General features: G+C 59.0%; 25 protein-coding genes, 2 tRNA genes and 2 pseudogenes. 13 read left to right on the top strand and 16 right to left on the bottom strand.

Going from position 1 to position 24453, the window contains the following annotated elements; genetic code table 11:
* The first annotated feature begins 9 nt into the window (after positions 1–9).
* Both ACS4RR_RS16055 and ACS4RR_RS16050 read left to right on the top strand, forming a co-directional pair.
* On the top strand, positions 10–2028 hold the full coding sequence (locus tag ACS4RR_RS16055) for an adenine deaminase (protein ID WP_260110719.1): 2019 nt from the start codon (positions 10–12) through the stop codon (positions 2026–2028).
* 109 nt (positions 2029–2137) lie between these two features.
* The gene (locus ACS4RR_RS16050) at positions 2138–2437 is read left to right on the top strand and encodes a DUF6074 family protein (RefSeq protein WP_017964020.1); all 300 of its coding nucleotides are present in this window, start codon (positions 2138–2140) and stop codon (positions 2435–2437) included.
* Between the two features lie 42 nt (positions 2438–2479).
* Here the strand turns inward: ACS4RR_RS16050 and ACS4RR_RS16045 are convergent, their stop codons facing one another.
* From ACS4RR_RS16045 to ACS4RR_RS16025, 5 genes and pseudogenes are all read right to left on the bottom strand, one after another.
* Positions 2480–3571, bottom strand: a complete 1092-nt coding sequence (locus ACS4RR_RS16045) for an extracellular catalytic domain type 1 short-chain-length polyhydroxyalkanoate depolymerase (RefSeq protein ID WP_222383801.1) — start codon at positions 3569–3571, stop codon at positions 2480–2482.
* Between the two features lie 222 nt (positions 3572–3793).
* Positions 3794–4053 (bottom strand): annotated as a pseudogene (locus tag ACS4RR_RS16040) (type 1 glutamine amidotransferase family protein); the annotation flags it as partial.
* Between the two features lie 177 nt (positions 4054–4230).
* Positions 4231–5151, bottom strand: coding sequence for a hypothetical protein (locus tag ACS4RR_RS16035; RefSeq protein WP_260110720.1), 921 nt, complete (start codon positions 5149–5151; stop codon positions 4231–4233).
* 218 nt (positions 5152–5369) lie between these two features.
* Positions 5370–5639: a hypothetical protein gene (locus ACS4RR_RS16030; protein WP_170261364.1), complete on the bottom strand. Its 270-nt coding sequence runs from the start codon at positions 5637–5639 to the stop codon at positions 5370–5372.
* Positions 5636–5872 carry a hypothetical protein gene (locus tag ACS4RR_RS16025; protein WP_260110722.1) on the bottom strand — a complete coding sequence of 79 codons (237 nt, stop codon included), beginning with the start codon at positions 5870–5872 and terminating at the stop codon, positions 5636–5638. Before ACS4RR_RS16025 ends, ACS4RR_RS16030 begins: the two co-directional genes overlap by 4 nt.
* Positions 5873–6179: 307 nt before the next feature.
* Here ACS4RR_RS16025 and ACS4RR_RS16020 point away from each other — a divergent pair, with 307 nt between their 5' ends.
* Positions 6180–6359 carry a hypothetical protein gene (locus ACS4RR_RS16020; protein WP_017964026.1) on the top strand — a complete coding sequence of 60 codons (180 nt, stop codon included), beginning with the start codon at positions 6180–6182 and terminating at the stop codon, positions 6357–6359.
* 164 nt (positions 6360–6523) lie between these two features.
* Here the strand turns inward: ACS4RR_RS16020 and ACS4RR_RS16015 are convergent, their stop codons facing one another.
* Entirely contained in the window at positions 6524–6727 is a 204-nt protein-coding gene (locus tag ACS4RR_RS16015) for a hypothetical protein (protein WP_162118455.1), read from the bottom strand.
* A gap of 195 nt (positions 6728–6922) precedes the next feature.
* Here ACS4RR_RS16015 and ACS4RR_RS16010 point away from each other — a divergent pair, with 195 nt between their 5' ends.
* Positions 6923–8860: a multicopper oxidase domain-containing protein gene (locus ACS4RR_RS16010; protein ID WP_162118456.1), complete on the top strand. Its 1938-nt coding sequence runs from the start codon at positions 6923–6925 to the stop codon at positions 8858–8860.
* Between the two features lie 218 nt (positions 8861–9078).
* Here ACS4RR_RS16010 and ACS4RR_RS16005 read toward each other — a convergent pair whose 3' ends face one another.
* On the bottom strand, positions 9079–9333 hold the full coding sequence (locus ACS4RR_RS16005) for a hypothetical protein (protein ID WP_456189012.1): 255 nt from the start codon (positions 9331–9333) through the stop codon (positions 9079–9081).
* Positions 9334–9545: 212 nt separating this feature from the next.
* Positions 9546–9620, bottom strand: a tRNA-Asn gene (locus tag ACS4RR_RS16000).
* Positions 9621–9737: 117 nt separating this feature from the next.
* On the opposite strand from ACS4RR_RS16000, the gene ACS4RR_RS15995 reads away from it, so the two are divergent.
* Positions 9738–10055, top strand: a complete 318-nt coding sequence (locus tag ACS4RR_RS15995; RefSeq protein WP_170280550.1) for a hypothetical protein — start codon at positions 9738–9740, stop codon at positions 10053–10055.
* A gap of 104 nt (positions 10056–10159) precedes the next feature.
* Complete coding sequence (locus ACS4RR_RS15990) at positions 10160–10489, top strand: hypothetical protein (protein ID WP_162118737.1); 330 nt, start codon at positions 10160–10162, stop codon at positions 10487–10489.
* On the opposite strand, the gene ACS4RR_RS15985 is transcribed toward ACS4RR_RS15990, so the two are convergent.
* On the bottom strand, positions 10486–10824 hold the full coding sequence (locus ACS4RR_RS15985; protein WP_017964037.1) for a KTSC domain-containing protein: 339 nt from the start codon (positions 10822–10824) through the stop codon (positions 10486–10488). The two genes, ACS4RR_RS15990 and ACS4RR_RS15985, sit on opposite strands and share 4 nt — an antisense overlap.
* A gap of 262 nt (positions 10825–11086) precedes the next feature.
* Between ACS4RR_RS15985 and ACS4RR_RS15980 the strand changes: the two genes are divergently transcribed.
* Positions 11087–11160: transfer RNA gene (locus ACS4RR_RS15980), tRNA-Cys, on the top strand.
* Between the two features lie 147 nt (positions 11161–11307).
* Here the strand turns inward: ACS4RR_RS15980 and ACS4RR_RS15975 are convergent.
* The 3 genes from ACS4RR_RS15975 to ACS4RR_RS15965 all read right to left on the bottom strand — a co-directional run bounded on the left by ACS4RR_RS15975 (position 11308) and on the right by ACS4RR_RS15965 (position 13040).
* Positions 11308–11931 (bottom strand): hypothetical protein, encoded by a 624-nt coding sequence (locus tag ACS4RR_RS15975; protein ID WP_456189011.1) that lies wholly within the window; start codon positions 11929–11931, stop codon positions 11308–11310.
* Positions 11932–12033: 102 nt separating this feature from the next.
* A complete protein-coding gene (locus ACS4RR_RS15970) occupies positions 12034–12369 on the bottom strand; it encodes a hypothetical protein (protein WP_017964039.1) in 336 nt (111 codons plus the stop codon).
* Between the two features lie 368 nt (positions 12370–12737).
* Positions 12738–13040 (bottom strand): hypothetical protein, encoded by a 303-nt coding sequence (locus ACS4RR_RS15965; RefSeq protein WP_260110726.1) that lies wholly within the window; start codon positions 13038–13040, stop codon positions 12738–12740.
* Positions 13041–13524: 484 nt separating this feature from the next.
* Between ACS4RR_RS15965 and ACS4RR_RS15960 the strand changes: the two genes are divergently transcribed.
* The 4 genes from ACS4RR_RS15960 to ACS4RR_RS15945 all read left to right on the top strand — a co-directional run bounded on the left by ACS4RR_RS15960 (position 13525) and on the right by ACS4RR_RS15945 (position 20001).
* Positions 13525–14190 (top strand): protein-L-isoaspartate O-methyltransferase family protein, encoded by a 666-nt coding sequence (locus ACS4RR_RS15960; RefSeq protein ID WP_170258183.1) that lies wholly within the window; start codon positions 13525–13527, stop codon positions 14188–14190.
* Positions 14191–14524: 334 nt separating this feature from the next.
* The gene (locus ACS4RR_RS15955; RefSeq protein ID WP_222290603.1) at positions 14525–15394 is read left to right on the top strand and encodes a PopZ family protein; all 870 of its coding nucleotides are present in this window, start codon (positions 14525–14527) and stop codon (positions 15392–15394) included.
* A 116-nt stretch (positions 15395–15510) separates the two neighbouring features.
* The gene (locus ACS4RR_RS15950) at positions 15511–18354 is read left to right on the top strand and encodes a valine--tRNA ligase (RefSeq protein ID WP_260110727.1); all 2844 of its coding nucleotides are present in this window, start codon (positions 15511–15513) and stop codon (positions 18352–18354) included.
* 399 nt (positions 18355–18753) lie between these two features.
* A complete protein-coding gene (locus tag ACS4RR_RS15945; protein ID WP_456189010.1) occupies positions 18754–20001 on the top strand; it encodes an OmpP1/FadL family transporter in 1248 nt (415 codons plus the stop codon).
* Positions 20002–20048: 47 nt separating this feature from the next.
* Here ACS4RR_RS15945 and ACS4RR_RS15940 read toward each other — a convergent pair whose 3' ends face one another.
* The gene (locus ACS4RR_RS15940; protein ID WP_157386322.1) at positions 20049–20366 is read right to left on the bottom strand and encodes a hypothetical protein; all 318 of its coding nucleotides are present in this window, start codon (positions 20364–20366) and stop codon (positions 20049–20051) included.
* A 69-nt stretch (positions 20367–20435) separates the two neighbouring features.
* Positions 20436–20780, bottom strand: a complete 345-nt coding sequence (locus tag ACS4RR_RS15935) for a hypothetical protein (RefSeq protein ID WP_172643358.1) — start codon at positions 20778–20780, stop codon at positions 20436–20438.
* Between ACS4RR_RS15935 and exoR the strand changes: the two are divergent.
* Positions 20722–21520, top strand: a pseudogene (exoR, locus tag ACS4RR_RS15930) (exopolysaccharide production regulator ExoR). The gene ACS4RR_RS15935 and the pseudogene exoR overlap by 59 nt on opposite strands.
* Positions 21521–21634: 114 nt before the next feature.
* On the opposite strand, the gene xth reads toward exoR, so the two are convergent.
* Both xth and erpA read right to left on the bottom strand, forming a co-directional pair.
* Complete coding sequence (gene xth / locus ACS4RR_RS15925; protein ID WP_260110728.1) at positions 21635–22426, bottom strand: exodeoxyribonuclease III; 792 nt, start codon at positions 22424–22426, stop codon at positions 21635–21637.
* 228 nt (positions 22427–22654) lie between these two features.
* Positions 22655–22987 (bottom strand): iron-sulfur cluster insertion protein ErpA, encoded by a 333-nt coding sequence (gene erpA, locus ACS4RR_RS15920; protein WP_017964047.1) that lies wholly within the window; start codon positions 22985–22987, stop codon positions 22655–22657.
* A gap of 222 nt (positions 22988–23209) precedes the next feature.
* Here erpA and ACS4RR_RS15915 point away from each other — a divergent pair, with 222 nt between their 5' ends.
* Entirely contained in the window at positions 23210–24427 is a 1218-nt protein-coding gene (locus ACS4RR_RS15915; protein ID WP_017964048.1) for a deoxyguanosinetriphosphate triphosphohydrolase, read from the top strand.
* The last annotated feature ends 26 nt before the right edge of the window (positions 24428–24453 follow it).

The following is a 24453-nucleotide window of genomic DNA, read 5'->3' as shown; positions in this document are numbered from 1 at the left end:
TACTATTTTTTGATCGATCAGCTCGCAAGCTCAATAATTGAGCAAATACGCTCTTGTGCGAGGAATTTTCCAAGACCGGAGCATCGCTTTACACTTCGGCCTGTGGTCTTTACGGTCCGGCGGTTCCAGCTTCTCACGGGCATTTCATTCATGGCCACTTCGCGTACTGCCCTTCCCGACGATCTGCTGATCAACGCGTCCGACGAGGTGCTGACGCGCCAGGATCTCGTGCTGACGGCGCTCGGACGCCGGCCCGCCGACAGGCTGTTGCGGGTCGGCAGGTTGCTCGATGTCCATTCGAGGACATGGCTCGACGATCAGGAGATCGTCATCAAGGGCCGCCGCATCGCCTATGTCGGCCCCGCCGGCAGTTACGCAGGCGAGGTGAACGAGCGGTTCTCCGAGCCGGATCTTGCGGCCGTGCCGGGCTTCGGCGAGGCGCACAAACATATCGAAAGCTCCCATCTGACGCCGGAATGGGAGGCGGCTTTGGTGATGCCGCATGGCGTGACCTGGACATGCGAGGCGAGCCACGAATTTTCCAACGTCAACGGCGCCCGCAATCTGGAATTCTGGCTGGAAGCGCGCCGGCGCGGATCGCCGATGAAAATCTTTCCCCTGCCTGGCTCAGCCGTGCCGCCGACCGCCTACGAGTGGGGCGGCGGCTGGTTCGGCTACGACGAACAGAAAGCCTTTCTTTCCGAGAGCCTGATGGTCGCCGGGCTGGACGAGGTCATGGACTGGCCGTCCATTTCAGATCCCGGCAATCCTTCCTACGATCGCCTATGGGGCATGATCGGCGCGACCTTCGAGCAGCGCGGCGTCGTCGAAGGCCACGGTGCGGGACTGCGCGACATGGCCTCGATCAACGCCTTTGCCGCAGCGGGTCTCGCTTCGGATCATGAAGGCTGGTTTCTCGATGAGATCTGGCAGAAGCTGCTCCACGGTCTTTTCATCGAGCTCCGGCCGCATTCCCTGCCGGAGGTCATCCGCGGACTGATCGACAAGGGGCTGACGGATTGGTCGCAGATCGCCCTGGTCACCGATGACCGCAGCGCCTCGGACACACTGAAAATCGGTGCGACCGACCACAATGTCCGCCTCGCCATTGAAAACGGCCTTGCGCCGGAGATCGCCATCCAGTGCGTCACCCTCAATCCGGCGCGCCATATGCGGCTGACACCTTGGGTCGGATCGATCGCGCCGGGCCGCTTCGCCGATTTCGTTCTTCTCAGCGACATCGCCAGCCTCTCGATCGATAAAGTGTGGGCCGACGGGCGTCCCGTTTCCGAGGGTGCGACATTCATTGACGTGCGCCCTGAAATCGACTGGCCGCAATGGGCGACGCGGACCGTGAAAATAGACAGGACGATCACGGCTGACGATTTCCGCATCGAGGCGCCACCGAACCGGGCCACGGTCAACGCTGCACTTTTGCGGCCGTTTCACTGGCACGACGATTTCATCACCATGGAATTGCCGGTGGAAGAGGGCGCCGTGCAGCGGGATCCCGCGCGTAATGTCACCAAATTCGCAATTGTCGACCGGTTTTCCGGAGAGGCGAAGGTCTCCAGGATGTTCTGGCTGGGCACCGGACCGCGCACGCCGGAGACGGCACTCGCCTCTACGCTGGGGCACGACAAGCACAATATCTGGACGGTCGGCTCATCCGACGAGGCGATGGCGATATCAGTCAATGCCCTGAACGAGCAGCAGGGCGGCTGGGTGCTGGTATCCGCCGGCAAGATTCTCGCCCGCGTCCGCTACGAGGTTGGCGGCCTGATGACGGCGCGTCCGGCCGAAGTGCTCGATGCGGAGATGCAGGCTCTTTATACAGCCGGCGCCGGGATCGACTGGATGTACGAGCCGACCTTTTCGCCTCGATGGTGGCCGGGCTTTCCCGAACGCCTGTCATTTGCAACGCTGACCTGCTCGCCCTGGCGTTGGGTCCTAGTCGCGCCGTCGGAACTGGCGCCGGAGGGGTTCGTGAACGTGCTCAACGGCAAAACCCATCCGATCGTCTGGTGACGTTGCTGCCCGCTAAAATTCCACCTGATCGATCTTCTTACTGCAGCAAATAGAAAGCATTAACCATAGTCCCGTAGACAACGAACAGGATCAAAGGAACCTGTGTTCGATGGCTACTGAAATGACCCGCCGGCCTGCCGGCGACAATGAAGGCAGGATTATTGCCTTCCCCGCTGGAACCGGAACTGCCAATGTCGAGCGTTGCGCTCGCGAACTCGGCCGGCGGCATGGCGCAGATGCGATAGAATTCTGGAAGGCCGAATGCCGCAGGATTGCCGATCAGCTTTTGGCGGCAGGTATGCCGGAGAGCGATGTCGGTCAGCGGGTGCTGCAGTTTCAGCAAGACGTCCAGAGCGAACTCGTCTTCAGCCATCAAAACGGACCATTGCCCAAGTCTCAAAACCGATAGCGGCGATCTCGCGGGTTCTGACGGCCGTCATATGCCTTGCGACTATCGCAGCAGTCCGGCGGACCGAAGGGCGTCTTCAATGATTTTTTGGATGCCGCCACGATCGCTACCTGTGCCGTATGGATCTGCCGCGCTTTCCGGTTGAGCAGCAGAGACTTTCGCGTTGCGCCGTTTTTCAAACGAGGGGACGAGACCCCAGGACCTGGCAATTTCGACGGTCGAGGAAATTCCGACGTCAAGCATGAAGGGACCGCTTGCCCCATAGCCGGTGCCGACATCAAGCGGCGTGCCATGACCCATCCCGGCAATCGTATAGAGCTCGATCACCTCGACGCCGTCAGCGTCGGTCCAGACCTTTCGCTGATGCTGTCCGATCTCTTCGACACGCCCCGGGAATGCGTCGACGCCGTGGACATGTGTCCATTGCTCGACCATCGTATTTGCGTTGGACGGCACGACGGTTCTGTCTGCGCTTCCCTGCCAGATCGATAATGTCGGCCACGGTCCGTTGTGCTCTGAAGCATTTCTCAACCGCTGTTGAAGCTCTTTGCTGGTCGGACCGCCCTGGCCGCGCATTCGGTCGAACGCCTCGGGAATGGTTGCGGCACTGGCATATGGCAGGCCTGCGATGATTGCGCCGCCGGCAAAGACCTCGGGATAGGTGGCGAGCATGGCGGCGGCCATCGCACCGCCAGCCGAAAGTCCGGTCACGAACACGCGCCTGCCGTCGATGCTGTGTTCCGCAACCACCTTCGCAATCATCTGACGAATGGAAAAGACCTCGCCGTGATCCCGGCTTATGTCCTCCGGGTTAAACCAATTGAAGCAGAGGTTTGGATTGTTTGCCCGCCGTTGCTCGGGAAACAGCAGTGCGAAGCCGTAGTCCTCGGCCAATCGCGACCAGCCGGACCCGATATCATAGCCGGCGGCAGTCTGGGTGCAGCCATGCAGGACGACGACCAGGGCCATGTTCTTCCCGCGCTGTGACGGCAGATACGTATAGCCTCCCAAAGCCCCGGGATTAGAACCGAACGTTTCCAGGGAGACGAGGTCGGTGTTGTCCTGCGTGGGGCGGGTGCGAAGCATTCCTCGCAGCGCAGCAAGGCGTGCAAGCGTGTCTGACATGGATCTCATGAAAATTCTCCGCCAATCAGCAGCCGGGACGGCGGTGATGCTTACATAAACGCGTCAGTGAGCGAATGGTTGCTGCAGTGCACAATATTCTGGGGTGGCTGCACTTCCAAGCGCGTGGGCATGGTGCGCCGGCTCCCGCGACGAACCGGCTCCGGGCAAGTTCCATGACGTAGGCTCAAACCTACGGCAAACCACTCTCTCACCGAGTGACGAGGAAAACGGTCAATTCAATTTGACCGATGGCTCCCGGCCCCAGACACGCAGTTTGCCAAGCGCCTTGATAAAAGCTGTAACGTCCTTCGTCGCTCCTAGCGCAATCACGCCTCATCGGGTGAATTGGCGATTCCGGCCTTCTGCATCAGCGTCTGTGCTGATTCCACATAGCCGATGAACTTGCAGTGCACGAAGGCATCCGCCACGAAATCGCGGGCCGTTGCCTCCTTTAGCAAGTCGCCGGTTCCCTCGGCTGAGGGGAGGAGTGCGGTCCGCCGTACTCCGGTGAGATTTTGACCTCACCGAAGCATCACCACGGCCGCATGTTCCGCTCGATGCAAAATAAATCGCCAATTGGGAAAGAGGCTGGCGGCGGAGAGCCGCGATGGCGCCGGTTAAAAGGGGACGCGTTGCCCTTCGACCCCGCGCCCGGTTTCCGTCGATTCTTAAATCCGAGGTGTGACGAGGAGATCCTCCTCTTCATCGCGCTGCGACCCGCCGAACGCTGCGGCGGCAGAGGCGATGAAAGCCCCGACCAGAAGCGACAACGCGCCGAGCAATGCCGTGGTGGAGGCCGCCTTGCGTGCCTTATCGGCGGCGTTCTGGGCGGCGACCTTGGCGTCGTCGATCCGCTTCAGCACGGTGTCGACGCGGGTACGCGCATCGGCTTCGGAAAGACCGGTCCGCGCAGAGACGATGGTGGCGAGATAGGCCTTGTCATCATCAGGAATTTGGCCTTCAGCGGCGCCGTTCAGGAGGATGCGGGATACTTCCGCCGTTGCCGCGGCGTCATTCGACGGTGCCGCTGCGCGAGTCTGATCAGGACGCAGCAACGCGTCGGTAAAATAGGCAGTGGGCAAATCCATCGGCGATGCTGTCGACGATGCGGCTGCCGTGCCGGCTGCAGTGGCGGTCGAACCCACAGCTTGTGCGGCGGAGCCTACGGCTTGTGCGCCTGCGCCGGCAAGCGAAGTCAGCGACGACGCCAGAAATCCGGCGACGAAGATCGTCGCCAGCGCCCAGCTGATGAAGCCATGCGCCGTATCGCGGAAGAACACCTCATCGGTGTGGACGGCCGCCCACTTCGTGCGCAGCCGACCGGTGATGTAGCCTCCGAGCCCGGAGGAGAGCCATTGCACGACAACGAGCCAGATCGCTGCCGTCACCCCCACCGTGCCGAGCGAACTGCTTTGCCCCGACCAGGGCGACACCATCGTCAACCCAACCCCGGATCCAAGCAACAGAAGAATGAGCGTCACCCCGATGGCAGCCGCGGCGCCTGCGAAGATAGGCCCCCATGTGATGGCGGATTTGGACGATTCGACCGGAGTAGCAATCTCTCCGGAACCTGTCATTGAAACCGACATGATCTGTTCCTATCGCATAAACAGAGCAAGAAGGATGATGATCGGCAGTGGAACACCAAGCAGCCAAAGAAGAATACCGCGACCCATGAGAGACCTCCTGTCAGGAACTGACGTTACGTGGTTGATGCCACTCAACTTTTATCCACGGCGTTTGTTCCCGGCCGGCTTCTCTCGCGCGGGTTCAGCCGAAACCCGACATGATCTGCCGCGCAATCTCTTCAATCACGCGGCAGCTTATAAAGTAACAACAGATTGTCGGATCGGTTGCCGCATCCTTGACATTTGAGGCGCTTGGCAACCTCGGCGAGAGATATGTCACGGCCGCAACGGCGAGCAATCTCCCACCGGTCGATGGATGTTTCGTGATGGCATATGCGGCAACGGGCATGGAGGACGTACCACTGCGGCAAGGTCGCCAGCGTTTCTTTTTCGATTTCGACGGCATGGCGACCAGGAGATGCGAGTTCAATACTGCGGCGATGTTTCATGCCCGTTCAACGGTCTGTGTCCGTCCACGTGTGATGTCGCAACCCATCCCTCTTTCCGCGAAGGCAAGCTGAAGTCGCAGGTGATGGCAGTCCAGCAGCAATGTCGTGATGGCGGCACGGACGTCACCATCATGAAAGGCGACAACTGCATCGACTTCAACTTTCAGCGCTTCTTCTGCCAGCTTTTCAGCTATCTGCGGACGCACGATCTCGATCTCCTTCAGAGTTTCCACCGCAAGTTTTCAGATTGGCGGCCATTACGCCGATGTTCCTATTATGTTCCGATGGACTGACGAGTCAAGAGAGGTCGACGCTGAGGTTTCCGCAGCTTTCGAACGGAAACAATCTCGAGAGCCCTTGGTTGACGTTGCAGAGTTTATGGAGGTCGCAAGAGAATCTTGCGCGTTCGGAGCTAACGCCAATCGGGGAGTGCGCCTATATCATCCAGATGATCTGGAAGGAGATGAGTTCTGGGAAAATTTCTCCCAGTATTCCAAAAGGGGAGAGGCTCTCATCGCTTCGTAAACTGGAGAAGCATCGATGAACAGACTTCAGACATTTGTAGCAGCCGCGGCAATCAGCCTTGCCGCCATGACCTCGGCCTGCTCGACACCACCGAATTCATATGGCTCGGCATCAGGATATCAGCCGGGCGATTCAATGAACCCGGCCTGTGCGGATGGATTTCGGCCAGGCGACGGCCGTTCATGCAGCTATTAGAGCCAGGCGTCTAAAGGCGGGCGTCCCTTTGTCAGTACAACAGGCGGTGGCTGGCCGCTTCAGCGCTAGGTTCCTGGAGCGCCAACCGGCACCGTGGCGGACTATTTCGCCGGCCGGCCGGCTGCAATACAAGCGCGCCGTCAGGTCGCTTTTATCGAGCATGCTTACTTGTTTGTGCGGCCGCGCTGTTTAGGGTTTATGCCGCCAAATCTGTTGGTGTCGTTGGCCACATCGCCTTCTTCGGTGTTCTCCCCGGCAATATCGTCGGCGCCCGTGTCACGATGCAGCCCCTTCGATTGTCCGATACCCGGATCTCGCTCGAGATCTGCGTCGGTAGGGCGAGATGACTTGGGATGTTTGGAAGTCATGATTTTCCTCCGTTTCGTTGCCTAATGCAAAACAGCGGCCGGCTGCGAGAGTTCCAGTGAAAACGGGATTAAGCGGGCATATTGGTGCTTTAATTAGAACACGTAGGGGCGGCTGATCGCCTCCTTGACGGCGTCGCCCTTGCCGGGGGCGGCGACCGCTCCAAATCAGGTGCCAATGTTGTCAGAGGCGGAACGATGCTCATTCAGCCAATTGATTACTTTCTGCTTGTTTGGTTTGCACTTGCCCTTACGTCCACCTTGTACGTTGCTTGGGACCAGTACACCAACAATCCCGAACCGGTGGTGATGAAGTGGGGCTTCATCCTCGTCACGCTCTACCTCGGTCCCTTCGGGTTGCTGATCTATGTGCTCGCCGACAAGGAGCCGCGGCCGGGCACGCACGAAGAGTTCGTCAAACCGCTATGGAAGCAGGGCATCGGCTCCACGATCCACTGTGTGGCGGGAGATGCTACCGGTATCATCATCGCCGCGGTGATCGTCGCGCTACTGGGTCTGCCAATGTGGCTCGACCTGATCGTCGAGTACATCGCCGGGTTCGTGGTCGGCCTCTTCATCTTCCAGTCCCTCTTCATGAAGAACATGATGGGCGGCACCTACCAAGAGAACGTTCGCAAGTCCTTCCTGCCTGAGTTCATCTCCATGAATTTCATGATGGCCGGCATGGCGCCTGTCATGAGCTTCCTGATGATGGGCCGCGATATGCGCGCCATGGAACCGACCGAACTGCTATTCTGGGGCGTCATGTCGTTGGGCGTCATGGTCGGGTTCGCGCTCGCCTATCCGTCCAATGTCTGGATGGTCGCCCATGGTCTCAAGCACGGTTTGATGACCGACCGCGGAGACACTGACCATGCCGAGCGTGCGCACGAAAGCCGTTCGGAGCCCTCGCCACCAGCGCATGAGCACAAGGAAAACCATCGACACGCCGTGATGGAAGCTCCGCGGTCGCCGCGTCGCGGGAGCGCGCTCCATCATGATGGCCACGGTTCCGGCCACGACATGGCCCCGGATACGCCTGTGCCACAGCTCGCTGCCGTTGGTGGCATCTCACTGATGTTGTTGCTGTTCGGCATGGTCGCCCCTGCCAACTGGGTCAATATGACGTTGAGCGCGCGCGATGTCGAGGGCGCCATCATGCCGCCGGGCATGATCATGGATCGCGACACTCCGGCCGAGGCGATGCTGGATATGGCGGCGATCCATCCACGCTATATCACCGCTACCTATGGCCTCGACACGCGCGGCGACCGTGTGCTCGAACCTCGCATTGAGGGCGGCGTCAAGGTCTTCGACATGGAGACCAAGGTCGTTCGCTGGACGATTCTGCCAGGAATCACGGTCGACGCCTACACTTTCAATGGTCAGCTACCCGGTCCGCGGCTTCAGATCCGTGAAGGTGATCGCGTCCGCATCAAGGTGAAAAACAGCCTGCCCGAAAGCACGTCAGTGCATTGGCACGGTTTGGTCCTTCCCAACGAGATGGACGGACCGGCAGAAATTACCCAGCCGCCGATCAATCCGGGCGAGACCTACGTGTACGAATTTACTGCGGGGCAGTCGGGTTCATATTTCTATCACTCGCACGACCACGTTGACCGGCAGCAGGCTCTGGGCCTCTATGGCGCGTTGATGATCGATCCGGCGCAAGCCGATCCGACCACGATCGCAGACCACGAGTATGTCATTCTCTTGCAGGAGTGGCTGAAGCGCGAGGGCCTCACCTATCCAGCCATGCCGATGGATGGCGGGCAGCCCAACTACTTTACCATCAACGGCCGTGCCTATCCCGAGACAGACACCATCAAAATGAAGGTCGGCGAAACCCTGAAGGTGCGCTTTGTCGGGTCGAACAATGGCTTCATCCATCCCATGCACATTCATGGTGGACCATTTACCGTCGTTGCCCGTGACGGCATCAATCTCTCGCCAACAGCGCGCTTTCAGGCGGACACCGTCAATGTCGGCCCAGGACAGCGCTACGACGTTATTTGGAAGGCGCTCAATCCCGGCAAATGGCTCATTCACTGCCACATCGGGCACCACACGACCAACAATAATACCGAAACCGAAGGGGGCGGCGGCCTGATGATGGTCATCGAGGTTGAGGTCTAACAAACACCGCCGCAAATCACACCGCGTCGGTCACCCCGGTCACGGCAACGCTTGATGCGACGTGCTGCAGCGGTCAGGAATGTCTCAGCTCACTGGTGCGGTCAACCTTCCCCTTCCGCCGCGATCTGGCCGGCACCGGCGACCCCGATCCCACTCGTCCTCCCGTTGCCAACACCAGCAGCGAGCCGGTTGGTTGGTTTGACTGCCAATTCACTTCGCTACCGCTTTTTCCGGAGGTCACCGGGCAAAGCGTCAATAAGTTGATGCACTTTTCCGGTGGCGAAGGCGATGTCCTCGCGCGGCAGATGGACTGTTATCTCGATCTCTTGCCACCTGCCGCCATGGTCTTTTGCGAACCTGACGGCGGCTTCCAAAGAGGTGAATTGCACCGCCGGTGCATTGGCGGTCCAGAACTGCACGCTGCAGTCCGCCATACTGTAATCTAAGAATGCTTTTTCGGGATCTAGCGCCATGGCATTTGCTGTACACCGCCGGCAGTTTTTTGGCCAGCGGTTACCTGCTCGCAGTAAAAAGCGCGTTGTCAGCCGTGACCACCGAAGCCATCACCAGCGCGCAGTTGGTCTCACCAGCCGGCCGGTTTTCATCGTGTCGCAAAGCAGGAGGGAATAGGAAAGAAAGCGCCTGCTTTCGGATTTATCAACGACAACAGGCGCTTACTTGAAAATGGCTCCCCGGGCCGGATTCGAACCGGCGACCTGTCGATTAACAGTCGAATGCTCTACCGCTGAGCTACCAGGGATCACTGCTTGGCGCGGTGTGAGTGGGCTAATACAAATGCTTTCCCGATTTGCCAAGCGGTTTTTTCAAAAAAATGAAATGAACTTGTATTTGAGTTGCCTGCGCCCATCTCAGGGGAATGACAAACGTGAATGATCGTGGTGAGACAAACAGCGGCGAAAAGCGCAAGGCGCGGGCAGGGCGCTTCGGCATCGATCATGCAAGCGGCAAGCTTGTGCTCGGCTCCTTCAGCATCGGCATGCCGCGCTCGCGCATCGCGCGGATGGCGCTCGGCGTGGCCCTCATTTTCTGCGGATTACTGGGTTTCCTGCCCATCCTGGGCTTCTGGATGCTGCCGCTCGGTTTCCTCGTGCTCTCACACGATCTGCCGTTCGCGCGCCGGCTGCGACGGCGTCTGGCGGTCTGGTGGCACAGACGCCGGAGACCCGCTGACTGACGGCCACCCCAGAACGGGTCTTGTGGAACAGTGGATCGCCTTTCGCATTCGTGGTTTATGGAACGTAAAATGCGAAAACGCGCCACAATGATCCAGGTGAGGAAATGAAGGCATTTTTTGTTTTCGTCCTGTCGGCAGCTGTCCTCTCAGGCATTTCCGCCGAGGCCCAAGTAGACAGCCGCGGCTTTGACGCTCGTGGTATCTGTCGCCGTCCCGAAGGCTGCGTGGTCGACCAAGGTCAAGGCGGCAGCTACAACGGACCTCGCAACTATCGCAATTTTAACGGTCGGAACGAGCGTGATGGGAGGAACGACCGCGAGCGGAACGACCGCCGCTATCGTTCTCAGAACAGAAGTGACAATTTCAGCGCGGGAACTAGCCGCGGTGTCGCGAGCCCTGTGATTGAGCTGGGCGTGCAGCCTATGCACATCTAGTTCGATCTGAGTTCGCTTTCCTCGAAAGTCCCGCCATGGTCCGGATCAAGACCTGTCGCCAGCAACAAGCTGCAGGCGGCAAGGAGGAGGACGAGCTTGACTGCATAGGACGCCACGGAGACCGGTTGTCGACGGCCCGGTGATACGCGACACGGTGCTACATAATATTTGTAATAGAAGTGCGGATCATCGGTTTCCAGCAGGTTATGGTAGACGTGCAACGGAATATCCGCATGCTTCAAAGGCGGAGAACCGGGGAACTTTACATAGAGATCCCGGGTTTCGGCATCGTATGCCGCATGTACGTGCTTCGATTTGAGGGCAGCCCAATCCATCGCAAGCTCCTATACCCTCCCGAAAATAATTGAGTCCCGGAGGAGGATCGAAGTCAAGTCAAGAATTTGTTTCAAATGCCATTATTGGCAGGAAATGGGGCATCGTCATGGCCGTGGAAATTCCAGCCCGCGCGCGTGCTGTTTCGGGATGACAAAATGGTCGTTTCGGCAGCAGCGGAATGGCGTTTTTCCGAAATGCCCTCTTGCGATTTCCTTACGATCATTCTAAACGCTCGCCACGGCTCAGATAACGAGCGCGTGAGGCCTCGTGGCGGAGTGGTGACGCAGAGGACTGCAAATCCTTGTACCCCGGTTCAATTCCGGGCGAGGCCTCCAACATCTTTTCACCGCATCGATAAGCATTTGCAAAACCTTGGTAATTTCCGAGGTGTGGTAGTTCGAACTTGAACCGTTCCGCCACACCAAAAGCCAGGTGTGGCAGTGTGTTCCCGGTTTATCCGTTCGCCACGTCGCTTTCGTCGGTCAGCGCCAGCAGTTTCGTACCGACGCCGTCCCAGTTGATTCGTGCGACCGTCTGCCGGCCAGGCGGGCGTGATCGGCATTTTTCGTATAAATTTTGAGGTCTTTCCATCGCGCCAGGCGAACGTCGCCTCGAGCATGCTGTCGGTTGTGGGCAACGTCGGCCGCCAGTCCCTTGCGGACTGAATGGGCGGTGAGGTGGCCGAGGCCGGCCCGACAGAACCAATCCGAGATTCTGTTTCCGAGACTTTTGATGGAGAACGGCCTGCCGAAATCGGTAGCGATGTAGGTGAGGTCCGTCACCTTGTGCATGGCGAGCACAGCCTCGATGATGGGGTGGAGGGCAATCTCGATGTCGTGTGGATTGCGGTTGCAGTTCTTGAATAGGCGAAGCTTGAACATGTCCCTGCGGCGATGCTGCGGGCCGAGCTGCGAGACATCTGACACTCGGAACATCATGATAGCGACACACAGGAGGGACTTGGAGCGCATCCCATGGTTTCGATGCACTTCGGCCAGCTCCTCGGGCGTCGCGGTCGCGTGGCCGTCTGTATGGACGGCGAAGGGCTCGACGAGGCGGGCGATGTTCGGAGCGATTGCCTTGCCGTCCTTCCTGGTGTCGAACAATTGCGCGGCACCGTCAGGCGTTCGCCGGCTGCGAAGGGCGTTTCCTTCTTGCTATCGCGCAAGACCTCGAGTGTGGTCGACGTGGCAGGACAATGCGGCGTTTTATGAGGTCGAATAGAGTTTGAGGCGGGTGAAGAGTGCGAGAAGGCGCGATAGGATGCCAAGCTTGACCGGGATTCCTATTGTTTCTTTGCCGAGCTTTGTGAGCCGCCAGCCGGTGACGTAACTCCATCCGCCACCAGGACTATGAATGGTGACGAGGCCAAGATCACATGCACGATTTACAACCGTTTTGTCGTAATCTTCCCATTCCCCATCAGTCATGAGACAGCAGAGATCGACTTCCTTCGCTGTCATATACAGAAGCTGAATAACATCTTCGTCCAGTGACGCTATGGCAGCCGCAGAGGACATGCCTGCGTGATTAATTATGTTCATTGATTCTCCCCACCCAAGTAATTAGCTTCAGCCCACGCGAGTAATTTGCACAAGCACTATTTCTGGACTTTTGTGACGTGGTTACCAAGTGCGCGGTTATTCAACAGGGTTTAGGAGATATGCACCGGCGGGGGACCGTGCTGCTTTCAGACGGCATCTTGGCGAGTTTTGCATTCCTCTGAGGTGTGGCAGGGTGTGGCAGCCGCCTTTGATTTCTCAAGGGAAATATTTCAGCTAAGGTGTGGCCGAAAACTCGCTAACCATTTGACGCCGCCCGCTTGCGAATTTCTGGACCTCAAACATCTCCACATGACAGAATCTATGTGAAACGCTACTGGCTCAGCGGTGCAGCATCGCTGTTTGCTAAGCTACCAAACCCGCTGGCTCGGCGAAAAATCGAACTGTGACGGATTAATTCCCGTGAGGCGGTAGAGCGCCTTCAGGCCGCCCTTGCGAATTTCAGCCTGATATTCCAGATCGCTCAATTCAGGCCAGTCATCGATTTCGGGGCCGGCGCCAAGCAGCCGCCGCATGCCCTGCGGCGAAACGCAAGTGAAGCTGCGAATGTCGCCGCTGCTGTATTTGATCAGCAGCAGGCGGGCATCGGCGTTGTAGTGAAGCGCTTCTATGTAGCGCGATTGGATTAGGAAGGTTTGCATGCGCACACCCATAGCGGAAGGCGAGGGCGGCGCAACAAAATGGTTGACGTAACGTTAATGCGCATGCGGCTGTTGGTGCTGGATTGCAAATGAAACAGACGCATATCAGGCCTGCGCCCGCCGGCATGAGATTGCCGCAGGCGCCACGCAGGAGATATCCGAGCTCGCTTCGGTGCCCTATCGTCTCCAGGTCGTTTCGCCGTCTAGCAACCCGCAGCAGAATATGCCGACGAGCGCTGCGACGATGAAGAAATCGAACAGCGTGAAATATTCGAAAATCGCAGACATGGCCTGCTCCTCCTATTTCCTCCGATGCAGATCATAACATGAAGGGGCGGAAGGTTCCACGCTGGGGTTGCAGCGTCCATCCTGCCCTCTGTGGCGCGGATGAGGCGCCGGCCGGATTCTTTTCGCCGGCGGCTGCCAAGCCTTGAAAGCATCCGTGGCGGAGATTAAGAGACGAGGGACAGGAACCGCTTTTTAAGAGCGAGAGGACATGATGGATTTCGAAGCAGCGCGCGCAAAGATGGTCGATACCCAGGTTCGCACGACGGACGTTACCTCGCATTCCGTGCTGACGGCGTTTCTCACGGTGCCGCGTGAGGCTTTTGTGCCGGAGAAGGCGAAACTGCTGGCTTATATCGACAACGATATCGAGATCTCCGCCGCCGCACCGGGAAAGCCGGCCCGCTTCCTGATGGAAGCGTCGCCGCTCGCCAAGCTGCTGCAGCTGGCCGCGATCACCAAGGATGATTTCGTGCTCGAAGTCGGTTGCGGCACCGGTTACACATCGGCGCTGCTATCGATCATTGCCGGCTCCGTCATCGCGCTTGAATGTGACGAGACCCTAGCCACTGAAGCGAAGGCGCAACTGGCTGGCTACGCCAAAGTCGAGGTCGTGACCGGGCCGCTCGAACAGGGCTACGCTGCCGGCGCTCCCTATGATCTGATCTTCATCAACGGCGCAGTCGAAGAGGTTCCGGCCGCCCTTCTCGGGCAATTGCGCGATGGTGGCCGTCTGGTCACCGTCGAAGGTTACGGCAATGCCGCCCGCGCCAAGGTCTTCGTCGCCGAGCGCGGCGCCATTTCGGAAAACGTCTTCTTCAATGCCTCGGTCAAGCCGTTGCCGGGCTTCGCCAAGGCGCGCGAATTCGTTTTCTGACATCGTTCTTGTCGATGACATTCAGCGACGGGCGCCATCGGCGCCCGTTTTTTATCAGCGCCGCTGGAAAGCCTTCACAAACATCATCTACCCTGACGCCGCCACGGCCGATCGGACGGATGTTATGCGCTTCAAATTCTTTTTCATCGGATGTCGCCGCCGCAAAATTGCAACAGGCTTTGCGGGTGGCAAAGATCAGGTAACAAAACTGTGCATGGCCGCATTCATTTGATTCGCGATGATTTTTTTCACGCCTGGGGTATTCTAAGGTCGTGGTGATTCGGATGAACGCTCCACACCATCCGGTCGTTGTTTTGGAATAACGGGGATAGAAATGGCTCAGCCAAGTGTAGCGCGTGAACCGTCCATGGAAGAAATTCTGGCGTCCATCCGTCAGATCATCGAAAGCAATGAGCCTGGCGCCGGCAAGGCGATTTCCGCCTCCCTGCCACCGGTCTACGGCGCCGACGAGGATGACAACAGCTCCGAAATTCATCTGACGGTCGACGACACCTATGCCGGCGTGGAGTTCCCCGAACCGGTCATGCGCTCCTCCGATCCGCGTTTCGTCGCCGCCAATTCGGCAGGCACCGCTCCCGAAGCCGAAGTGCCGGCCCGCGCGCTGTCGCTTGCCGATGTCGCCGCCCGCGTGCGCGCTGCCTCCGAGCGCAGCGCCGTGCAAGCCGGTCAGGCGTTGCGCGAAATTCCGAGCGGTTTCCGCCAGCCCGAACCGCAGCCGGCCGTGACGCCTGAAGCGCCGCGCGCCGCGGCACCACAGCCGCAGCAGTCGCAGCCTGTTTTCGCGGCTGCCGCAGCGCCCGTTCAGCATGTTGCAATCCAGCAGCCGGCCGAGCCGGTTGTTATGGAAACGCCTGAGGTGGCCGTCGCCGAGCCAGCGCCTGCTATCGAAACAGCGCCGCCGGCCATGGGACCCGCTCAATCGTCGACTGACCGTTTCCTGCCGAGCGTTATGGACGAGGTCCAGCCGACGCTGCTTTCGGAGGATGCCGGCCTGCAGATCAGCCGCTCTTTCGAGGAGCTCGCCGCCGCGATCGACGGTGCCGAGCGCCGCTCGCTGGACGAGATCGCGGAGGACATGCTGCGCCCGATGCTGCGCGAGTGGCTGGATGATAATCTGCCGACACTGGTCGAGCGGTTGGTGCGCGAGGAAATCGAGCGCGTGGCCCGCGGCCCGCGCCGCTGATCGGATTGCTTTTTCCTGAAAAGCCGCTCCGGTCTCCGGGGCGGCTTTTTTATTGACTTGGCCGAGACCATCCTATTTACAAACGCCCATCCTCGAACCTCGAAATTGGTCAGAAAATGCTCGACAAGACCTATGATTCCGCCGCCGTCGAACCGAAAATCGCCGCGATATGGGATGAGGCGGACGCTTTCCGCGCCGGCGCGAACGCCAAAGCCGGGGCCGAGACCTTCACCATCGTGATCCCGCCGCCGAATGTCACCGGTTCGCTGCACATGGGCCATGCGCTGAACAACACGCTGCAGGACATCCTGGTGCGCTTCGAGCGCATGCGCGGCAAGGACGTGCTCTGGCAGCCGGGCATGGACCACGCCGGCATCGCCACGCAGATGGTCGTCGAGCGCAAGCTGATGGAACAGCAGCTGCCGGGACGCCGCGACATGGGCCGCGAAGCCTTCATCGACAAGATCTGGGAATGGAAGGCTGAATCGGGCGGCCTGATCTTCAACCAGCTGAAACGCCTGGGTGCGTCGTGCGACTGGTCGCGCGAACGTTTCACCATGGACGAGGGCCTGTCGAAGGCCGTTCTCGAGGTTTTCGTCACGCTCTACAAGCAAGGCCTGATCTATCGTGACAAGCGCCTGGTCAATTGGGACCCGAAGCTCTTGACGGCGATTTCCGATATCGAAGTCGAGCAGCACGAGGTCAAGGGCCATCTCTGGCACCTGCGCTATCCGCTGGAAAAGGGTGTAACCTACCAGTACCCGATCGCTTTCGATGAAGAAGGCAAGCCGACCGAATTCGAGACGCGCGATTATGTGGTCGTCGCAACGACACGACCGGAGACCATGCTGGGCGATACCGGTGTGGCCGTCAATCCGAAGGATGAACGCTATCAGGGCATTGTCGGCAAGCATGTCATTCTGCCGATCGTCGGCCGCAGGATTCCGATCGTTGCCGACGATTATGCCGATCCGGCTGCCGGCACCGGCGCGGTGAAGATAACGCCCGCGCACGATTTCAACGACTTCGACGTCGGCAAGCGCGCAGGTCTTCGCGTCATCAATATCATGAATGGCGACGGCACGATCACCATCAAGGACAATGAGGACTTTCTCGAAGGTCTCGACAATCCGGCGGCGCTGCACGGCGCCTGGGACCGGCTGGAAGGGCAGGACCGCTTCTATGCGCGCAAGGTCATCGTCGAGATTTTCGAAGAGGCGGGCCTGGTCGACAAGATCGAGCCGCACAAGCACATGGTCCCGCACGGCGACCGCGGCGGCGTGCCGATCGAGCCGCGGCTGACCGAACAATGGTATGTCGATGCCAAGACGCTCGCCGAACCGGCGATTGCTTCGGTGCGCGAAGGCAGAACCAGGATGGTGCCGAAGAGCTGGGACAAGACCTATTACGAATGGATGGAGAATATCCAGCCCTGGTGCGTCTCCCGCCAGCTCTGGTGGGGTCACCAGATTCCCGCCTGGTACGGCCCGGACGGCCAGGTTTTCGTTGAAAAGACCGAGGAAGAGGCGCTGCAGGCGGCGATCCAGCATTACCTCTCACACGAGGGGCCGATGAAGGCCTATGTCGAGGACCTGCTCGAAAACTTCAAGCCGGGCGAGATCCTGACGCGTGACGAGGACGTGCTCGACACTTGGTTCTCCTCAGCACTCTGGCCCTTCTCGACGCTCGGCTGGCCGGACGAGACGCCGGAGCTGGCGCGTTATTACCCGACCAATGTTCTCGTTACCGGCTTCGACATCATCTTCTTCTGGGTTGCCCGCATGATGATGATGGGCCTGCACTTCATGAAGGACGAGGACGGCGAACCCGTCGAGCCCTTCCAGACCGTCTATGTCCACGCGCTGGTGCGCGACAAGAATGGGCAGAAGATGTCGAAATCGAAGGGCAACGTCATCGATCCCCTGGAACTGATCGATGAATACGGCGCCGACGCGCTGCGGTTTACCTTGGCAATCATGGCGGCGCAGGGCCGCGACGTGAAGCTCGATCCGGCCCGCATCGCCGGCTACCGCAATTTCGGCACCAAGCTCTGGAACGCCACGCGCTTCGCTGAGATGAATGGTGCGAAGAGCGACCCGCACTTCGTGCCGGAGGCCGCCGAACTCACCATCAACCGCTGGATCCTGACGGAACTTGCCCGTACGGAACGTGACGTTACGGAAGCGCTCGAAGCGTTCCGCTTCAACGATGCCGCCGGCGCGCTCTATCGCTTCGTCTGGAACGAGGTCTGCGACTGGTATCTCGAGCTCTTGAAGCCGGTCTTCAATGGCGAAGACGAGGGCGCCAAGGCTGAAGCCCAGGCTTGTAGCGCTTATGTTCTCGAAGAGATTTACAAGCTGCTGCATCCCTTCATGCCCTTCATGACCGAGGAGCTCTGGGCGCATACGGCAGGCGAAGGTAAAGAGCGCGACACATTGGTCTGCCATGCCGAATGGCCGGCGCCGTCCTATGCCGACGACGGAGCGGCCGACGAGATCAACTGGCTGATCGACCTCGTTTCCGGCATCCGCTCGGTGCGCGCCGAAATGAATGTGCCGCCGTCGGCGACAGCGCCGCTCGTCGTCGTCAAGGCCAATAACCTGACACGCGAAAGGCTGTTCCGCCACGACGCCGCCATCAAGCGGCTTGCGCGCGTCGAGGCGATATCGCTGGCTGAGGATGCGCCCAAGGGTGCCGCTCAGATCGTCGTCGCCGAAGCTACCATCTGCCTGCCGCTCGGCAAACTGATCGACCTTTCCGCCGAAAAGGCTCGCTTGGAAAAGGCGATTGCCAAGATGGAAGGCGAGATCTCCCGCATCGACGGCAAGCTCTCCAATGAGAAGTTCGTCGCCAACGCCAATCCCGACGTGGTCGATGCCGAACGCGATCGTCTCGAGGAACTGAAGGGTCAGATCGCAAGCTTGAGGATCGCTCTTTCCAGGGTGAGCGAAGCCGGTTAAGTTTCACCAACCCATTTTGGTAAGTTATTTCAAGGACGCGCCCTCTGCCGGCGCGTCTTTTTGTCGTTCTGGGCACACGCGATTCGGTCGTGAATTCGGCTAGTTTCGGGCGCTGAGCCTGTGGATTGAGACTGAACGGGCGTCCAGATGGCGAAAACTGCCACTGTTGTGGGATTGATACAGCTTCGGCAATATTTGGAATGAAAACCCAAAAGCCCATCTGAAATTAGGCAAGTCTGGAATAGAATTTTATTAACCAGGTTTTTTGACGTGTCCGTCAATTTCTTTACGTAAGTTGGTCGTTGCAATGCCCGGGAGCGCTGCCGTAGGCGCGTTGCCATATCACGCGAACACTTACTAGAGTGGGGTCACATCAATTGCTGGAGTGGGGGAGACACAATGGCATCTCGTAGGTTTTCCAAGGGCATAACGGCGCTCGTTCTTCTTTCGTCGCTTGCCTCTCCGTCCTTCGCCGGGGGGCTGGAGCGTGGCGGATACAACATCGATCAGTTGTTCGACACGTCGCCTTTCACGTTTCAGTCCGGTGTGACCTACGTCACACCGCAACGCAGGCTGAAGGATGTCCGAGATACGGATACGTCGATATTCTCAGGCGGCGGCAATCTGAACAGCCGTCCAAACACAGCTGACGATACCTCAAATTATACCATCCCATATATTGGCTTTAAGGCTGGATTTGGCGACGCAATCGACTGCTTGGTCGACTATTCAGAGCCCTTCGGCGGGCATAACGACCCCGGTGTGAACTGGGCTGGCGCCAACAACAACATTGAGACAGAGATCAAAACCCGCAACTATGGCGGCACCTGCTCCTATCGTTTTGATGTCGGCCCTGGGCAGCTTCGCTTCATCGGCGGCGCTTTCTATCAGGAAGTCGAAGGCTTCAAGGAGCGTCTGGTTTCAACGCTTCCGCTTCTGCTCGGTACCGGAACTGGCGTCGGTCGCCTCGATATCGACGATAGCGGCTGGGGCTGGCGCGCCGGTCTCGCCTACGAGATCCCCGAATATGCGATGCGTGCGAGCCTCGTCTATAACAGCCGTGTCAACTACGATAACCTGACCGGGACTGTTGATCTGCGTCAGGTTCCAATTGTGCCGCTATATGGGGGCCAGGTAACACCTGTTTCCGGTTCCGCCGAAGCGCCGGATTCGCTGGAGCTGAAGTTACAAAGCGGCATCGCTCCGGATTGGCTTGCATTCGGATCGGTTAAATGGACGAATTGGAGCGTCCTGCAGTCGGTAGCATTCTGCCCGACCAACGGGTTGCCTTGCCCAGCGGGCGGTCTAACTTCGCTCGACCTTCTTTACCAGGACGGTTGGACGATCTCCGGTGGTGTCGGCCATAAGTTCAACGACCAGTGGGCAGGTGCAGTCAGTCTCACCTGGGACCGTGGCACCAGCCAGGGCTATGGCGCGCAGACCGATAGCTGGACGCTGGGGCTCGGTGCAGCCTTCACCCCGACCGAACATATCGAATGGCGCGTCGCCGGTGCCGTGGGCGTATTGACGAGCGGTTCGTCCGGCGCCGTGACCCAGAACGGCGTCACGTTTGGAGATGATGTCTCCTATTCTTTTGGCAACGATCTGGTCGCCGCGCTGTCGACGAGCCTAAAGATCAAGTTCTAATTTTCCCACTTGAAGAATTGAGGAGCCCGGCGGTGCCGGGCTCTACTTTATTCGCGGCCGTTAATCATGCCATTTCCCGGTCCCAATTTGTGACGATTCAGCAACACATTTTTACGACGTTTGGCGTATGGTGGTGGCGGGGCGAATTTGTCCATTTCCCGCCACAAAGAGGGCGCAGCGATATTTGCGGGTGAGGAAATGGCAGGCATACGGTGCGTGTAAATAGTAGCATGGGTCGATTTTTTTCCGGGTACATCAGATCGTGCGGCGCGATTGGCAACAATCGTTTGATTGCGGTCGTTTCGCTTTTCGAACAAGGCTGTTCCAGCCGCCAATCCGGCCTCGCGACGAAGTCGTCGATCCATTCATTGTCGTTATTTTCGACCCGCTCAGCTGAGCGGCCCGGCTTTGCCGAAAGGTCGATACCGGTTTCGTCACATTTGCCGTTTACGAATGCGATAAAGGCGGGAAGGCGGGATGCCGCGCCTGCCGAAAGAGTGCCACGGAGATTGCAGTCGGGCCATGCCGGGAGCCGGGTGGCTCTGAAGGATGTGCTGAGAATATCGCCTTTGAGAAAAGGCCAGTGGGCTGGATGCGACGCGGGCAAAGGAGCCATGGAGCTCGCCGCGGGATCGCTCGCCTCGAAGGAATACATCCGCGGGATGCACGGCATGAGCGCCGTTGCCGCCTGCCTTGGATGAACGAAAGAAATCGGTTGAAATGGTGACGTCCGAGTTCAAACTGTTCAAATTCATGCTGGTGGGCATGTCGATAGCCATAGCGCTGCTCCGGTCCGTGCCGCGCATTCGATATCAAAGGCGGCGTCAGTAAGGAATCCGGACCCTTCGATCTCTTCAAGTTCGGCTTCAAAGCCTATAAGAACGGCCAGAAGGAAGAGGCGGTCGAAGCTTATAAATACGCCGCCGAAAAGGGCCACACCGGCTCGCGCTGGGCGCTCGCCAACATGTATGCCGACGGCGACGGTGTCACGCAGGATGATTTTGAAGCCTTCAAGATCTATAGCGAGATCGCCCAGCAGGGCGTCGAGCCTGGTTCGGAAGATACGGGTTTCTTCGTCAACGCGCTGCTCTCGCTCGCCAGTTATTACAAGCATGGCATTGCCGGCAGCCCGGTCAGGATCGATCTCAGCCAGGCGCGCCAGCTTTATTTTCAGGTGGCCTCCACCTTTGGCGTGCCCGAGGCGCAGTTCCAGCTGGCGCAGATGATGCTGGCCGGCGAGGGCGGCAATGCCAGCCCGCAGCAAGCCAAGAAATGGCTAAACCAGGCCCGCAAGAGTGGCCATCCTGGCGCCATGGCAGTCTTCGGCAATATTCTGTTCGACGAAGGCCAGACGGCTCGCGGCCTGGCGCTGATGACGGCAGCACTCGACCGCTGCAAGCCGAAGGACTGCGGCTGGATGGAAGCGCTGCAGGAGCAGGCCTTCTCGGTTGCCAACGAATCCGACCGACGCACGGCGGTATCACTGTCGCACACCATCGCGAGCGGGACCGACGACTAGAACAATTCCAGGAAAAGTGCGAAGCGGTTTTCCGTCCGGAATTGCGTAAAGACAAAAGGCTAGAGCGGTCCTGCGCCCGTAAAAGCTGAACCGCTCTAAGCGCCGATCGGACGCTCAGCCCGCCAAATCGAAATAGGCGATGACAGGCACGTGGTCGGACGGCTTTTCCCAGGCCCGCACATGTTTTTCGATCGCAGCCGATGTCATTCGGTCGGCAGCTTCCGGCGATAGCAGCAGATGATCGATGCGGATGCCGTTGTTTTTCGGCCAGGCGCCGGCCTGATAATCCCAGAAGGAATAGAACTGCGTCGCATCCGTCGTCGCGCGCACCGCATCCGTCAGCCCGAGATTTTCGAGCCTGCGGAACGCCTCCCGGGTCTGTGGCAGAAACAGTGCGTCGTTTTCCCAGACCTTGGGATCGAAGCAGTCGTGCGGTTCCGGGATGACATTGTAATCGCCGGCAAGAACCAGCATCTCCTCATAGGCCAGCCGTTCAGCAGCGAACGTCCTTAGACGCTCCATCCAGGCGAGCTTGTAGGGATATTTCTCCGTTTCGACAGGATTGCCGTTTGGTAGGTAGATGCAGCAGACGCGCAGGATGCGGGTATCGGACAGCGTGAACGCCGCTTCGAGGAAACGCGCCTGTTCGTCCAGCGGATCGCCGGGCAGGCCGCGGTTCACTTCGAAAGGTGCACTCTTGGAGAGGATCGCCACGCCGTTGAAGCCTTTCTGGCCGTGCGTCTCGACATGATAGCCGAGCGCCTCGATCTCCAGTCGCGGGAAAGCTTCGTCGACCGTCTTGATCTCCTGCAGGCAGACGATATCCGGATCGGAATCTTTCAGCCATTGCGTGAGATTGTCGATGCGCGCCTTGACGCCGTTGATGTTCCAGGTCGCGATCTTCATGGCTCTGTCCCGTTCCGCATACTGCATGTCGCCCAGAAGTGTGCAGCGGTTCTGGGATAACGACAGGCATAAAAAACAAAGGGCTAAAGCGCACCGCATGAAGCAGCGTCGATGCAGCGCACTTTAGTGCGCTTCTTTTATCGCGGTCTTTCACCGGCGGACAAGACGATAAACCGGCCGGAAGGAATTCTTCGGCCGGTTTGATGGGGAGTCCGTGCGTTTAGACGTTCAGATCGAGAAACTGGTGCCGCAGCCGCAGCTTGCCACTGCATTCGGGTTCTTGATCTGGAAGGATTGGCCAAGCAGATTGTCGACGAAGTCGATCTCTGAGCCCGCCATGTAGACGATCGACAGGCTGTCGATCAGCACCTTGGCATTGTTCTTCTCGACGATAATGTCGTCGTCCGCTGCGCTGTCGGCAAGATCGAACTTGTAGGAAAAGCCCGAACAGCCGCCGCCTTCTACGGAAACGCGCAAGGCGCTCTTGCCGGCTTCGGCGCCGACGATGGCTGCGATACGCTTTGCCGCGGCATCTGAAAGGGTTACACTTGTATCCGTCATATTTCCTCCTGCCGGGGTCAAGATCCGGAGAGAATGGGTTTGGGCACTTGAATGTTCAAATGCCTGATATCAAAGAAACTTACCATGATCTTCGCGAAAAGGCGATGATGCGCCGAAGCGATTAGGAAAGAGCCTCTTTGCCGTTTCATCGACCTATAGGTATGAAGAGCACAAAGCGGCGTCAATGGGCGGAAGCGGCAACATGCAGGATGACGGTGAAGAATGACGATCGATACGCGTGCTTTGGGTTTCGGCAGCAGTGAAAGGGCGGTTTATGCGGCCGACCCCTGGACGACGCGCGGACGGCTCTATCAGGAGGACGGAAGCCCGACGCGCTCCGATTTCCAGCGTGACCGCGACCGCATCGTCCACACCACCGCCTTCCGCCGGCTGAAGCACAAGACCCAGGTCTTCATCGCCCAGGACGGCGATCATTACCGCACCCGGCTGACGCATACGATCGAAGTGGCGCAGATCGCCCGCGCTCTTGCCCGCGCGCTGAAGCTCGACGAGGATCTGGCCGAAGGTGTGGCGCTCGTGCACGATTTCGGCCACACGCCGTTCGGCCATACCGGCGAGGATGCGCTGCACGAGGTGCTGCTGCCCTATGGCGGCTTCGACCATAATGCACAATCGCTACGCATCGTGACCAAGCTGGAGAGGCGTTATGCCGAATTTGACGGCATCAATCTGACATGGGAAAGCCTGGAAGGTCTCGTCAAGCACAATGGTCCGCTTCTGACGCCTGATGGAGTGGGTACGCACGGTCCCGTTCCGCAGCCGATCCTCGATTATTGCGAGCTGCACGATCTCGAGCTTGCAAGCTATGCCAGCCTCGAAGCCCAGGTCGCGGCGATCGCCGACGACATCGCCTATAATACCCATGATATCGACGATGGCCTGCGTTCCGGCTACCTGACTTTCGACATGCTGGAGGAAATCCCGTTTCTTGCTGGGCTAATGGCCGAGGTGAGGGAGCGATATCCGCACCTGGAGCCGAGCCGCTTCACCCATGAGATCATGCGCCGCCAGATCACCCGCATGGTCGAAGACGTGATCGGCGTCGCGCAGCAGCGCCTGTCCCTCTTGCGCCCTGAGAGTGCAGACGATATTCGCGGCGCCGGCCAGGTTATCGCCACCTTTTCCGAGGGGATGGCCGAGACCGACAGGCAGATCAAGGCGATGCTCTTCAAACGCATCTACCGCAATCCCGATATCATGCGCATCCGTGCCGGTGCTGCCCAGATCGTCACCGATCTCTTTGCCGCCTACATGGCCAATCCGAAAGAGATGCAAAGCCATTACTGGGTCGATCATATCGCCGGCCTATCCGATGCGCCGAAGGCCCGCCATGTCGGCGATTATCTCGCCGGCATGACCGACACCTATGCGATCAGCGCCCACAGGCGGTTGTTTGACCACACTCCTGATTTGCGATAGGCAGCGGTCGCCCACGCCGAGGGCCG

It is taken from the genome of Rhizobium zaerense, assembly GCF_051810725.1.
Taxonomy (GTDB): domain Bacteria; phylum Pseudomonadota; class Alphaproteobacteria; order Rhizobiales; family Rhizobiaceae; genus Rhizobium; species Rhizobium leguminosarum_I.
This window is presented reverse-complemented; position numbering and strand designations above follow the sequence as displayed.